General features: G+C 34.5%; 13 protein-coding genes. 11 read left to right on the top strand and 2 right to left on the bottom strand.

Annotated elements, in window-relative coordinates; genetic code table 11:
- The first annotated feature begins 91 nt into the window (after positions 1–91).
- From HF990_RS02415 to HF990_RS02380, 8 genes are all read left to right on the top strand, one after another.
- On the top strand, positions 92–1,231 hold the full coding sequence (locus tag HF990_RS02415; protein WP_016837101.1) for a cysteine desulfurase family protein: 1,140 nt from the start codon (positions 92–94) through the stop codon (positions 1,229–1,231).
- A 5-nt stretch (positions 1,232–1,236) separates the two neighbouring features.
- Positions 1,237–2,445: a tRNA uracil 4-sulfurtransferase ThiI gene (thiI, locus tag HF990_RS02410; RefSeq protein WP_026018967.1), complete on the top strand. Its 1,209-nt coding sequence runs from the start codon at positions 1,237–1,239 to the stop codon at positions 2,443–2,445.
- A 113-nt stretch (positions 2,446–2,558) separates the two neighbouring features.
- Positions 2,559–2,768 (top strand): alpha/beta-type small acid-soluble spore protein, encoded by a 210-nt coding sequence (locus HF990_RS02405; RefSeq protein WP_016837103.1) that lies wholly within the window; start codon positions 2,559–2,561, stop codon positions 2,766–2,768.
- 180 nt (positions 2,769–2,948) lie between these two features.
- Complete coding sequence (gene mbcS, locus HF990_RS02400; RefSeq protein ID WP_016837104.1) at positions 2,949–4,535, top strand: acyl-CoA synthetase MbcS; 1,587 nt, start codon at positions 2,949–2,951, stop codon at positions 4,533–4,535.
- A 173-nt stretch (positions 4,536–4,708) separates the two neighbouring features.
- A complete protein-coding gene (gene sppA, locus HF990_RS02395; protein ID WP_168411921.1) occupies positions 4,709–5,710 on the top strand; it encodes a signal peptide peptidase SppA in 1,002 nt (333 codons plus the stop codon).
- 13 nt (positions 5,711–5,723) lie between these two features.
- A complete protein-coding gene (locus tag HF990_RS15285; protein ID WP_168411920.1) occupies positions 5,724–6,503 on the top strand; it encodes an RDD family protein in 780 nt (259 codons plus the stop codon).
- A 133-nt stretch (positions 6,504–6,636) separates the two neighbouring features.
- Positions 6,637–7,140, top strand: coding sequence for a thiol peroxidase (tpx, locus tag HF990_RS02385; RefSeq protein WP_016837107.1), 504 nt, complete (start codon positions 6,637–6,639; stop codon positions 7,138–7,140).
- Positions 7,141–7,310: 170 nt separating this feature from the next.
- The gene (locus HF990_RS02380) at positions 7,311–8,249 is read left to right on the top strand and encodes a class I SAM-dependent methyltransferase (protein ID WP_016837108.1); all 939 of its coding nucleotides are present in this window, start codon (positions 7,311–7,313) and stop codon (positions 8,247–8,249) included.
- A 60-nt stretch (positions 8,250–8,309) separates the two neighbouring features.
- On the opposite strand, the gene HF990_RS02375 is transcribed toward HF990_RS02380, so the two are convergent.
- Positions 8,310–9,272, bottom strand: a complete 963-nt coding sequence (locus tag HF990_RS02375) for an acyltransferase family protein (protein ID WP_016837109.1) — start codon at positions 9,270–9,272, stop codon at positions 8,310–8,312.
- 223 nt (positions 9,273–9,495) lie between these two features.
- On the bottom strand, positions 9,496–9,942 hold the full coding sequence (locus HF990_RS02370; protein WP_016837110.1) for a universal stress protein: 447 nt from the start codon (positions 9,940–9,942) through the stop codon (positions 9,496–9,498).
- Positions 9,943–10,230: 288 nt separating this feature from the next.
- On the opposite strand from HF990_RS02370, the gene ald reads away from it, so the two are divergent.
- The 3 genes from ald (at position 10,231) to HF990_RS02355 (ending at position 13,643) form a co-directional block, all read left to right on the top strand.
- Positions 10,231–11,352, top strand: a complete 1,122-nt coding sequence (gene ald, locus HF990_RS02365) for an alanine dehydrogenase (RefSeq protein ID WP_168411919.1) — start codon at positions 10,231–10,233, stop codon at positions 11,350–11,352.
- Between the two features lie 182 nt (positions 11,353–11,534).
- Complete coding sequence (locus tag HF990_RS02360) at positions 11,535–12,719, top strand: ABC transporter substrate-binding protein (RefSeq protein WP_168411918.1); 1,185 nt, start codon at positions 11,535–11,537, stop codon at positions 12,717–12,719.
- 42 nt (positions 12,720–12,761) lie between these two features.
- A complete protein-coding gene (locus tag HF990_RS02355; protein ID WP_016837113.1) occupies positions 12,762–13,643 on the top strand; it encodes a branched-chain amino acid ABC transporter permease in 882 nt (293 codons plus the stop codon).
- The last annotated feature ends 4 nt before the right edge of the window (positions 13,644–13,647 follow it).

Genomic DNA, 13,647 nt, shown 5'->3' with positions numbered 1-13,647 from the left:
AGAAGGTTGGTTGTCCGGAAAGTGTTCACTTTCTGAACAACCCTTTTCTTTTGAAATTGTCATAAAAATTATAAATAGAAGGTTGGTATTCATGATCTATTTTGACAATAGTGCTACAACGAAACCACATGATGAAGTATTACATACATTTCTTGAAGTAAATAAAAACTATTTTGCGAATCCTGCTTCAATTCATGCCTTTGGTGTGGAAGTAAATGAATTATTAGAAGCAGCAAGAAATCAAATTGCTCACATAATCAAAACAAAACCGGAACACGTTTTATTTACTTCAGGAGGAACAGAATCAAATAACTTTGCAATTTTTGGCGTTGCAAAAGAAAATAAGCATATTGGGAAACATATAATTACAACTGAAATTGAACACGCATCAGTGTTGGAAGCATATAAAACTTTAGAAAAAGATGGATACGAAGTCGAGTATTTATCAGTGGATAATAAGGGTGTAATATCCATAGATGAATTACGCAGGAAACTTCGAAAAGATACGATTCTTGTTAGCATGATGCACGTCAATAATGAGATGGGAGCAATTCAACCGATTGAGGAAGCAGCCAAAATCATTCACCAACATTCTCGTGCCATTTTTCATGTGGATGCAGTACAAAGTTTTGGAAAATTGGAAGTTCAATTTAACGGTGATGCCGGACCGGATATATTAACAATTTCGGGTCATAAAATCCATGGAATAAAAGGAACAGGAATCATCGCATTTCAAAGAAAATTAAACATTGCACCACTAATTGTAGGTGGCGGTCAAGAATTTGGATTAAGAAGCGGAACTGTCCCTGTTCCACAAGCTGTTGCATTAGCAAAAGCTTGTCGAATTGCAACTGAACATCTACAAGAAAATTATGCAAAATTTACAAAGTGGCGAGATCATCTGATGGATTTTTTCAATACTTTCGGTGATCATATTTATTTACTCTCAACTAAAGAAGGGGCGCCACATATTTTGTCTTTTAGCGTGCGAGATTTAAAAGGCGAAGTGATAATTAATGCATTGCAAAAAAGAGGTGTCATTGTATCTACATCTAGCGCATGTTCTTCAAAACAAAAGAAAACAAGCCATGTTGTCGAAGCTTTAAATGTAGATTCTCACTTTAAAGAAGGTGTTATTCGAATAAGTTTTGGCGCAAAAAATACAGAGAAAGAAATAGAACAATTTAAAGAAATTTTTAAAGAAGTTATGAAAGAATTAAAAGGAGTATAAAAATGATGCTTTGGAATGAAATATTAATACGATATGGTGAACTCACTACGAAAGGTCGAAATCGTAAAGATTTTATTCACCGATTAAAAAATAATATCAAATATACTTTTTCTGATATTGCCCCTCTGACAGTTCAAGCAGAGCGGGATCGAATGTATATTAAGCTTGATAATGAAAAACAATTTGAAGTATTGATGGAAAAATTGCCTAGTGTGTTTGGTATTCAATCGTTTAGTCCTGTTGCTATATGCGATAGGGAAATTGAAAACATCCAACAGTTAGCCCAAAAAATAATGGATCGTTATAAAGATCAGCAAATCACGTTTAAAGTGGAAGTGCATCGATCAGATAAAACATACCCACTCAAAACATATGATATACAATTAGCAGTTGGAGGATTTTTATTAAAACATAATCCAAATTTATCAGTAAATGTTAAAAATCCTGATGTGGAACTTCGAATTGAAATTCGAAAAGAAGCAGCTTATTTAATGTCTGAAATCATTTATGGTGCAGGTGGTATGCCTGTAGGTTCGAACGGAAAATCGCTATTATTGCTTTCTGGAGGAATTGATAGCCCAGTAGCAGGATATTTAATGATGAAAAGGGGAGTAAGAATTGATGCCATTCATTTTTATAGCCCACCTTATACGAGTGAACAATCATTGCAAAAAGTAAAAGATTTAGCAAATGAATTAACAAAATTCGGTTCTTCTATTCATTTACATGTTATACCATTCACTGAATTACAAGTTTTAATTAAAGATTCAGTACCAAAAGAAATGTTAATGACAACAACACGCAGAGTGATGATGAAAGTTGCAGATCGTGTTCGTGAAGAAATTGGCGCTTTGGGGCTTGTTACAGGTGAAAGTTTAGGACAAGTAGCAAGCCAAACATTAGAAAGTTTAACGGCAATCAATGAAGTAACGAATACACCGATTCTTCGACCTTTGATTTCATTCGATAAGCTGGACATTATTGATATTGCTCAAAAGATTGGCACGTACGAAATCTCCATTAAACCGTACGAAGATTGCTGTACAATATTTACACCAGCAAATCCGAAAACAAGACCAAAAATAGATCGAGTAACTTATTTCGAATCTCAAGTAGATTTTGAAGAGTATATTGAACGAGCAGTGAAAAATCGCGAAATTTATACGTTGCCTGAAAAACGTATGAAAGTAGAGAAATTTAAGCATTTATTATAATATATAATAATTTTGTACCATCGAATCGGTAATATATGAACAATTTACCTCTCACCTTTTATGTATTAATTAATAATTACAGCACATTCTAAATGCACAAGGAGGTGAGAGAGATGGCTACAAACAACAACAGCAGCAGAAATAAACTTTTAGTTCCTGGTGCAAATGCAGCATTAGATCAAATGAAATATGAAATTGCACAAGAGTTTGGTGTTCAACTCGGACCTGAAGCTTCTGCTCGTGCAAACGGGTCAGTCGGAGGAGAAATCACTAAACGTCTAGTGCAAATGGCTGAGTCACAATTACGTGGAACTCAACAATAAGTAATACAAGGCTAGTAGCGTATGCTACTAGCTTTTTTTCTATAATTTATTTCATTCATTCTCAAAAAAATTACTTTTTAAACAAAAATATATATACTATTTAGAATATTTTGATGATATTATTGAATATATTATAATTAGAATAATATTTTTATTTTTGAAAATTGAGGGGGAATTTGCTTGAAAAGAGAGGATTTACTAGCTCCAGAGAAATATAATATTGCAGATGAATTCGAAAAATGGGCAAAAGATGAAAACAAAGTGGCGTTACTGGTACACCATGAAGACGGTACGACAGAAAAAATCACGTTTGTAGAGTTATTAAAAAGAGCAAATAAAGTAGCAAATTTATTTAAAAAACATGGACTGACAAAAGGCGACGTTCTCCTTGTCATGGTTCCACGTTCTGCTGAAGCTTATGCTACATACATTGGTGCATTAAAAGCAGGGATTACAATTATTCCAAGCTCTGAAATGTTAAGAGCAAAAGATATTGACTACCGCATCGAACACTCAGGTGCAAAAGGAATTGTTGCTTTCTCAAATGAAATTTCTCAATTTGATGATGTAAAATCGTTAAATGGATTAAAACTTTTCGTTTACGGTGAAGCGAATGAACCGTGGATTCAAATAGAAAAAGAGCTTGAAAATTTATCCGATGAATTTAATGAAGTGCAAACGAAAAGTTCAGATGTTGCTTTCTTATCTTATACAAGTGGAACGACAGGAAATCCAAAAGGGGTTATTCATACTCATAGTTGGGGATATGCACATTTACGGACAGCAGCTGAGCACTGGCTCGGTGTAAAAGAAAATGATTTAGCTTGGGCGACAGCAGCACCAGGTTGGCAGAAATGGATTTGGAGCCCATTCTTAGCTATTTTAGGAAGCGGGGCAACAGCATTTGTTCATACAGGACGATTCGATCCAAAAAACTACTTGCAAATGTTGCAAGATTACAAGATTAATGTATTATGCTGTACACCAACAGAATATCGCTTGATGGCGAAAGTGGATGATTTAGAATCTTATGATTTATCCAATTTAAGAAGCGCTGTTTCTGCTGGGGAACCGTTAAACAGTGAAGTAATCAATAAATTCTTAAATGTATTTAACTTACAAGTTCGTGATGGTTATGGACAAACTGAAAATACATTGCTTGTTGGAACACTCCTCGGCATGAAACCAAAACCAGGATCTATGGGTAAACCAACTCCAGGAAATATTGTGGATATTATTAATGAAGATGGAGAACCAACAAAACCAGGCGAAGTTGGAGATATTGCAGTTCATTCTTCTACACCTGCATTGTTTAAAGGTTATTTAAATGATCCTGAGCGTACGCAAAGACAATTCCGTGGAGAATGGTATTTAACTGGTGACCGTGCATATAAGGATGAAGAAGGATACTTCTGGTTTGAGGGTCGTGGAGATGATATTATCATTTCTTCCGGTTATACGATTGGGCCTTTCGAAGTGGAAGATGCCCTTGTTAAACATCCAGCGGTAAAAGAATGTGCGGTTGTTGCAAGTCCTGATGAGATTCGAGGAAGCATCGTAAAAGCATTCGTTGTTTTAAAAGATCCATCTTTAAAGGATAGCCCTACCCTAGTTCAAGAGTTACAAGAGCATGTAAAAAATATTACTGCACCGTATAAATATCCGAGAGCAATCGAATTTATCGACGAGCTACCAAAAACAGCTTCCGGTAAAATTCGACGCGTAGAATTGCGTCAAAGAGAAATGCAAAAGCAAGTTCTAAAATAATTAATTAAATACTTATCTATTGCATGAAGTGATATCAAAGTCAAGGCGTTCAGAAACAATTACTTTCTGAATGCCTTTTTTTCATGTAATCTTATACTAGCATAGAAAAATTTATCATTTTTTTGAAACAATTGTTGTTGAAAAACGTATGTAAAGTGAAGGAGGTAAATTAGATGAATTTAAAAAGATGGATAGCGTTAGGAGCAGCAGTTTTTTTGCTGATTGCATCAATCGCAATCAATACGTTAATGTCATTTCTCAAGAGTGACTTTTTAAGTGGATTTGAGACGCTTACGGATGTAGAACTTGCTGAGACGGTCCTCGAACCAGGGTCTTTTAATGAACGAATTGCTTTACTATCTATAGATGGAGTAATTCAAGATGTTGGTTCAAGTTCACCTTGGGTACCGCTTGAATATGATCACCAAATGTTTCTTGCTTCATTAGACCAAATTTTGGAAGATGATACAATACAAGGTGTTGTATTATCTGTCAATTCACCAGGTGGTGGAGTTATTGAATCTGCTGAAATTCATGAAAGATTGCTAAAAATTAAAGAAAAAGGTATTCCAATATACGTTTCAATGGGATCCATGGCTGCATCAGGTGGTTATTATATTTCCGCTCCAGCAGACAAAATCTTTGCCCATCGTGAAACAATTACGGGTTCCATCGGTGTTATCATGCAAAGCTATAATTATGCAGAGCTAGCGAAAAAATTGGGTGTTGAATTTGAAACAATCAAATCCGGTCCACATAAAGATATGTTTGGTGGTACTCGACCTACGACAGAAGAAGAAAAAGCGATGATTCAAGAGATGATTAATGAATCTTACGAAGTATTTGTAGATATAGTAGAGCAAGGAAGAGGAATGACTGAAGCGGAAGTGAAAAAAGTTGCGGACGGACGAATCTTAGGTGGTAGTCAAGCGTTAAGAGCTGGTTTGGTCGATGAGCTTGGAAGTTTAGAGGATGCAATTCAGTCACTAAGAGAAGATTATGGATTGGAAGACGCTGAATTGTTCGAATATGAGTCAAATTTAGGTAGTTTTGCTTCTTTATTTACAATGAAACTGGGAACACTCTTTGGCCCTTCACCAGAAGAGCGGATGCTAATGAAATTGATGAATTCTTATGATGCACCACGATTAATGTATTTATATGGCCAATATTAAGGAGGGCTGGAATATGACGAGTTATAATCAAGATAATAACCGGAAAACTTCTGCCCATGAGTCGAATAATGACATTTTACAAAACAAACAAACGGAACAAAACTCAGCAAACGATCGAGACCAAGAGGAGCTTAAAATTGAAAATGCACACACTTCGGAAATTGCTCAAAAGTTCGTTGCAAATGAAGAAGAAATCAAAGTGGAGACAGATAAAGAAATTAAGCCTGATCAGCAAGCTGGTGTAGAGAAAGATCTAGAGCAAAGGGAAAAATTTCCAAAAACATTTTCAGAAACGGAAATCGTTACAGAATATGAAGAAAAAACAGCTGGTTTTTGGATTCGTTTTTGGGCATTTATTACAGATGGTCTCATTGTTACTGCAATCGTCAGTATTTTAGTTAAACCAATTTTCTATATGATGGGTTGGAATTTATCTAGTTCCGTTTGGTATGCGCCTATTACGATTATTTCAGGATTTTTCTATTATGGATATTTTGTACTTATGACAAAGTATTGGCAGCAAACTGTTGGCAAAATGATTTTCGGTTTAAAAGTAAAGTCACTGAAAGAACAAAAACTATCTTGGAGTACAGTATTGTTTAGAGAGTTAGTCTCTCGTTTTATTAACAATACAATTTGGCTTCCTTATATTGCTGTTGCATTTACTCCAAAAAAACAAGGACTACAAGATTATATAGCAGATACCATTGTGGTGCATGAAAAAGTGTATGTGAAAAATGAAAAAAAAGTTATAAAAGAAAAAATGATTGAATCAAATCATCAAACAGTATAGAGTTACTAAAACCATTCAGTGTCATGAAAATTTTAGACGCTGAATGGTTTTTAATTTTCAAGTTAAGTTATTTGCTTATACGTGAAGGTGTTTAGTAAGATGAAATAAGTAGAAAAGAAGGAGGAATATTCAAATGGCTGAAGTGACATTTAAAAATAATCCAGTAACATTGTTAGGAAATGAAGTGAAAGTTGGTGACATTGCACCAGACTTTACGGTGCTTGCCAATGATTTAACACCTGTAACATTAAAAGATTCTGAAGGTAAAATTCGCTTATTCGCTACTGTACCGTCTCTTGATACAGGTGTTTGTGATGCAGAAACTCGCCGTTTTAATGAAGAAGCAGCAAAATTAGGAGAAGATGTGGTTGTTTATACTGTTTCTGTTGACTTACCTTTTGCTCAAAAACGCTGGTGTGGAGCAGCTGGTATTGATCGAGTAGTGACAGTATCAGACCATAAAGACCTTTCATTTGGAAAAGCTTATGGAGTTGCAATTGAAGAGTTACGCTTATTAGCTCGTGCGGTGTTTGTTGTCGATCGTGAAGGTATTGTTCGATATGTAGAATATGTTCCTGAAACAACAAACCATCCAAATTATGAAGCGGCGATTAACGCTGTTAAAGAATTGATTTAACAATACGATGATGCAAGAAGTTCTTTTATCGTATATGATAGTTTTATGATAACAACTTTTTATGTAGACAAAGTCAAAGACGGCTTTGTCTACACTTATTTTCGACTATGTTCCTGTCGTTCTAATCGTAACTCCATAAAAAAATGGAAATTAATGAAAGGAAGAATTTGATGGAAAAGATAGAGCAAATATTTACCTTTATCAATAAAAAAACAGAGGAACTTGAAAAAACAGAGTCCTCTACATATTTAGAGAGTGTCTTAACAACTCTCAAGGGGATACTTGATGGAAAATATGAATTACCCTTTGAAGCAGCAACGAAGGAAGAAATGCGTAAAGCAATTCAGCTTTCTATATTAAAAGGAATGCGCGAATCTTCTCAACCAAATCACCAAATGACGCCAGATTCTTTAGGCTTATTAATAACGTATTTCGTTGAACAATTTTTTGAGGAAACATTAAAAGATGGAACAATTTCAATTTTAGACCCGGCTTTAGGAACAGGTAATTTAATGTTTACGATTATGAACAAATTGGATGGAAAAGTGTTCGCAACGGGTGTGGAAGTGGATGAATTGTTAATTCAATTAGCTGGGGAAATTGCAGAGCTTATTGAACAACCAATTCAGTTATACCACCAAGATGCGTTAAGACCATTACTAGTTGACCCTGTAGATGTGGTAGTTTGTGATTTACCAGTAGGATTTTATCCAAATGATGATATTGCAAAAAACTATGAATTAAGTTCTAAAGAAGGGATGAGTTACGCTCATCACTTATATATTGAACAAGCATTAAATTATACGAAAGATGGCGGTTATTTGATTTTTTTAATCCCTGCAACTTTATTTGAATCGGAACAAGCTGAAATGTTGCATAAATTTTTGAAGAAGTATGCGTGGATTCAAGCTGTGATGCAGCTTCCAGAAAACATCTTTAAATCCAAATTGCATGAAAAAAGCATTTTAATATTGCAAAAGAAAAGTGATACATTGAGACCACCAATAGAAGTATTATTAGCGAAGGTGCCGAATTTATCCAATAAGCAAGCATTATTATACTTCTTTGAAAAAGTGAAAATTTGGAAAGAACAAAATACGAGAAAATAGGAAATTTATAAAAAAAGAGGAGGTGTCTAATTTTTATAGACACACCCCGTTAAACACCTATTAAAATTTTTTGTACAATAACGTATCAACGAATTGGACGACCGGTTTTCTTGACAAACAATATACAATTAATAAGCTGAATACAAACAATATCCAATATTGGCTTGATTCTATGATATACGACTTTATTGAAGACTCACGGAAAACTCGAACAATAGCCATATGAAGCAAATAAATCACCATCGTAGATTGGCCGATGGATGTAAGATAGCATTGTTTTTTAGGAACGAGGGAAAAAAAGGTATACAACGCTAACAGCTGAATACCGTATGTACTTAATCTTATGAGTGCTGAATATTCTAAGAGATTCGTTATTTCTTCATATGGTCTTTTTCCAAATAACCAAAATCTGAAGTCGATTGGTACATAGAGAACTATGATGATAAAACCTACGATGGCAAGTACTGTGCCAATAAATACGTTGATTTTGGATTTTATTTTGACAAAATGCTGTTCTTTTAAATGAAATCCAGCTAAGAAAAACGGAAAGAAGAAAAAGGTGCGGGACAAACTTAAAAATTCATCCACTTCAGTATCATAGCCAATTAATAGAGAAATAAGAATTGCGATTGGAAGTCCATATTTTAATTTTCCAAAGAAATATAAGAGAATATTCCAAAATAACAAACTCATCAAAAACCAAAGTCCCCATCTTGGGATAAATAAACTATAACCTATCGAGTCTTCAAATATTAAATCATAGTAAAAAGTGTACAACACTTGAAAAATAATATAAGGGATGAGGAGTTTTTTGATGAGTTTTTTAAAATAGCCTTGTTCATAAACTTTTTTTGCAAAATAACCAGAAATTAAAATGAATGCAGGCATATGAAATGTATAGATGAAAAGATAAATATTTGCTAGAATCCTTTCATTTTCTATATAGTCACTAATCATATGACCAAACACAACGAGGAAAATCAATATTGCTCTTGCATTATCAAAATATGAATTTCGTTTCAATAGAATCATTCTTTCTATATTTATTGTGAACTCAAAGGAGTAGAAGCCAACTAAAAAAGCAAAATGAGCGTTATAGCGGCGGTTAATTGAGAACAGATATAGTTGTATCATAATTCGACAAAAACTTCTATTGCAAAAAGATAACAAAAACTTTAATATTTTATGTTAAACAAAAAAACCCTTTATGATTTCGAAATCATAAAGGGTTAAAATCTATACTAGATTAATTTTCAGGAGTGCGAACTACAAGAACATCACATTTTGCAGAGCGAACAATTGCTTCTGATACTGAACCGATTAAGAAACGTTCAACGGCATTTAGACCAGTAGCACCGCAGACAATTAAATCAGCATCCACTAATTTGGATAATTCTTTTGTAATGATTGTTTTTGGAGATCCGTATTCAATGATTACGTTCACATTTTTTACGCCAGCTTCTTCAGCTTTCTTTTTATATCCTTCAAGTAATTCTTCAGAGAACGCCTGTGCTTTTTCAGCGATTGAGCGATCATATGCTTCAATTGCTGCAAAAGAGCGAGTATCAATTACATTCACTAAGTTTAATTTTGCATCTTCGTTTTGTTTAGCGATTTCAGTTGCTTTTTTAAAAGCATATTCTGCTTCTTTAGAACCATCCACAGCCACCACAATACTCTTATACTTTGTCATATTGTTTACCTCCTTTAACTATGTTTTTATTATATCAAATTTTCAGACAATGAGAATGCTATTTTAGTTAAAAATGAAAAACATTCACAAAATATTCTAATTATTGTAAAAAAATTTTCTACAATACTGTAATTTTTTATATTTACAATTGTGAATAATGTGAAAAAATATGGAACTATTTGGAAGAAAAAATTTTTCAAAAAATAATTTAATTTTTTTTTAACAATTGATAGAATAGTGGTGATTGATTTTTTATTACGAATATTCAAGCAAAGGATGGGAGTTTTCGTGAAAATTGGAATACCTAAAGAAATAAAAAATAATGAAAATCGTGTAGCAATGACACCTGCAGGGGTTGTAACTTTAACGAATGCTGGTCATGAAGTATATATTCAAAAAGGTGCTGGACTAGGCTCTTCATTCACTGATGAAGACTATATTGCTGCGGGTGCAAAAATTGTTGACACTGCTGAAGAAGCTTGGTCACAGGAATTAGTTTTAAAAGTAAAAGAACCAATTGAAAGCGAATACAAATATTTTTATGAAGGACAAATCCTCTTCACTTACTTGCATTTAGCACCTGAATACGAATTAACACAAGCGTTATTAGATAAAAAAGTAATTGGAATTGCATATGAAACAGTGCAATTACCAAATCGAGCATTACCATTATTAACACCAATGAGTGAAGTTGCTGGAAAAATGAGTGTCCAAATTGGGGCGCATCATTTAGAAAAATTAAATGGTGGTAATGGAATTTTATTAGGCGGTGTACCTGGTGTACCTCGTGGAAAAGTTACAATTATCGGTGGGGGAGTAGCTGGAACAAATGCTGCTCGCGTTGCTATTGGCATGGGTGCAGATGTAACAATTATTGAACTGAATCCGGATCGTTTACGTCAATTAGAAGATATCTTTGGATCTTCTGTTAAAACATTAATTTCTAATCCGTATAATATCGCAGAGTCTGTGAAACAATCAGATCTTGTAATCAGTTCGGTTCTAATTCCTGGTGCAAGAGCTCCTAAATTAGTAACGGAAGAAATGGTAAAACAAATGAAGCCTGGTTCTGTTATCGTTGATATTGCGATCGACCAGGGTGGAAGTACGGAAATTACAGCGAACAACCCTACTTCTCACGATAAGCCAACATTTGAAAAATACGGTGTTTTACATTATGCAGTTCCGAACATTCCAGGAGCAGTTCCAAGAACATCAACAATTGCATTGACAAATGTAACGGTTCCTTATGCGTTACAAATTGCTAATAAAGGATATAAACAAGCTTGTTTAGAAAATGAAGCACTGAAAAAAGGTCTAAACACGTTAAATGGATATGTTGTGTATAAAGCGGTTGCAGATGAGCAACAACGCGAATATGTATCTGCTGATACACTGTTACAAGACTAATTATAACTATTTCAAATACTTGGGAATACTTATGTATTTCCAAGTATTTTTTTATTTTATTAGAAATTTTTATGAATAGAATTTGTAATATTTTTAAAATTCAATTAATAGAATAATAAATAGAGATTTACATTACTCCAATAGTGTAAATTAATAGAATTGAATTTTTAGGGGGATTCAAAATGCAAAAGTACCAGAAACTATTTCTAATTATTTTAGCAACATTCATGTTAATTCTATTAACAGCTTGTGGTAGTTCATCAACATCAACTAACAGCGGAGGACAAAGTGAGACAAGTATTGAAGACGAAACATCTGGAGAGGTAATTCAAGCAAAAATCGGGGTAATTTCATACCTATCTGGTGCAGGGGCTGCCTATGGAGAGGCGATTACACAAGGGTTGAAATTAGCTCAAAAGGAAATTAATGAAAAAGGTGAAGTGAATATTGAATTAGTAATTGAAGATTCTGCTGGTGAAGCGGAACAAGCGGTAAATGCCGGTCAAAAATTAATGGCCGATGATTCTATTCTTGCAATTATTGGACCAACGCTTAGTACGGAATTTTTCGCGGTTGCACCTGAAGCGGATTTAAACGGTATTACAATTATGGGTACATCTACAACAGCGGACGGAATTCCTGAAATTGGAGATTATGTATTCCGAAATTCAATTCCGGAAGCGTTAGCAATTCCTGCTGCAATGGAAAAAGCAGTAAAAAGAACAGGAGCAAAAAAGGTTGCCATTATTTATGGGAATGATGATGCTTTTACAAAAGCGGGATTTGAAGTAATGAAAAGAACTGCGGAAGAAATGGGCTTAGAAATTACAACAATTGAAACATATCAAAAAGGTCAAAGCGACTATAAAGCACAGCTAACGAAAATCAAAAATACGAATCCAGATTTAGTTTTAGCTTCAGCTTTATATAACGAAGGTGCCGTTATTATCGATCAAGCGCGGAAGATGGGCATTACTGTTCCGTTCGTTGGAGGAAATGGATTTAACTCCCCTCAAGTTATAGAAATTGCAGGCGATGCTGCGAACGGTTTAATTGTAGGAACACCATATTTCGGGGATTCTACAGATCCAAAAATCGTTGAATTTAACAAAAAATATGAAGAGGAATATGGGAAAAAGCCTGACCAATTTGCTGCGCAAGCATATGATGCTCTTTATATTTATGCAGATGCATTAAAGAGAGCGGGTACAGGTGAAGATCGAGATGCATTCCGAGATGCATTAGCTGAGACGAAAGATTTTGAAGGGATATTAGGTCTATTCTCATTCAATGAAGTTGGTGATGTCGTGATGGATGTTACAGTTGTAGAAATAAAAGATGGGAAATTTGTAGAATTCGAGGAATAACCTCGAATTCTACTTTTCCTTATATGAAAAGGGTGATGGTTATTGCTAATTGAACAGTTGATCAATGGAATTACATTAGGAAGTATTTATGCGATTGTCGCCCTTGGGTTTACTCTAGTTTTTGGCGTATTAGGCATCATCAACATGGCCCATGGCGAAATTTTTATGGTAGGAGCTTTTATTGGTGTATTGACGACGAGTGTATTAGGTTGGCCGTTGTGGCTTGCTTTTCTTGCGTCGATAGTCGTTACTTCCTTATTAGGTTATCTGTTAGAAATCTTCAGTTTACGCCCTCTTAGAGGGAAAAAGGGAGTATCCCATTTGGCTCCACTAATTAGTACGATTGGTGTATCAATCTTTCTTGAAAATTTATCTCATCATATGTTCGGAGCTGGAAATAAGCCATTTCGAACTGCTTTTGCAGAAATTCGTTTTGAAATTGGTTCAATAACAATTTATTTAGTACAAATTACGATTTTTGTTATTTCCGTCATATTAATGGTCGGATTATCTGTTTGGCTTTCAAAAACAAAAGCTGGTAAAGCCCTGAGAGCTACGGCAGAAAATTTAGAAACAGCAAGTATTCTTGGAGTGGATACGAAAAAAATCATCACATTAACGGTGATTATCGCTTCCGGCATGGGAGGCATAGCAGGTATTTTAGTAGGTATGGCCTTTAACTCGGTAAGTCCACAAATGGGTTTATCTATGGGGTTAAAGGGTCTTGCCATCATTATTTTAGGTGGTATGGGCAATGTGAAAGGAGCAATGGTTGGGGGGCTAATCCTCGGTTTATCTGAAACGTTGCTTGTTGCTTATGGCGATTCGGGATATCGAGACGCTATCGCATTTATCATGATAATTCTTATTTTATTAATTCGACCACAAGGTATATTTGGATCCAAGACGGCAGAGGGCAGGTGATAAG

Source organism: Ureibacillus thermosphaericus (assembly GCF_012396605.1).
In the GTDB taxonomy this organism is placed as follows: domain Bacteria; phylum Bacillota; class Bacilli; order Bacillales_A; family Planococcaceae; genus Ureibacillus; species Ureibacillus thermosphaericus.
Note: the sequence above shows the minus strand (reverse complement) of the source record. Positions and strands in the feature narration are given on the sequence as shown.

What these genes read in the sequence shown, in the direction of transcription:
- HF990_RS02380 (WP_016837108.1), top strand. Translation starts at nt 7,311, where the DNA reads ATGGAAAAGATAGAGCAAATATTTACCTTTATCAATAAAAAAACAGAG.
- HF990_RS02405 (WP_016837103.1), top strand. Translation starts at nt 2,559, where the DNA reads ATGGCTACAAACAACAACAGCAGCAGAAATAAACTTTTAGTTCCTGGT.
- HF990_RS15285 (WP_168411920.1), top strand. Translation starts at nt 5,724, where the DNA reads ATGACGAGTTATAATCAAGATAATAACCGGAAAACTTCTGCCCATGAG.
- tpx (WP_016837107.1), top strand. Translation starts at nt 6,637, where the DNA reads ATGGCTGAAGTGACATTTAAAAATAATCCAGTAACATTGTTAGGAAAT.
- HF990_RS02360 (WP_168411918.1), top strand. Translation starts at nt 11,535, where the DNA reads ATGCAAAAGTACCAGAAACTATTTCTAATTATTTTAGCAACATTCATG.
- sppA (WP_168411921.1), top strand. Translation starts at nt 4,709, where the DNA reads ATGAATTTAAAAAGATGGATAGCGTTAGGAGCAGCAGTTTTTTTGCTG.
- HF990_RS02415 (WP_016837101.1), top strand. Translation starts at nt 92, where the DNA reads ATGATCTATTTTGACAATAGTGCTACAACGAAACCACATGATGAAGTA.
- thiI (WP_026018967.1), top strand. Translation starts at nt 1,237, where the DNA reads ATGCTTTGGAATGAAATATTAATACGATATGGTGAACTCACTACGAAA.
- HF990_RS02370 (WP_016837110.1), bottom strand. Translation starts at nt 9,942, where the DNA reads ATGACAAAGTATAAGAGTATTGTGGTGGCTGTGGATGGTTCTAAAGAA.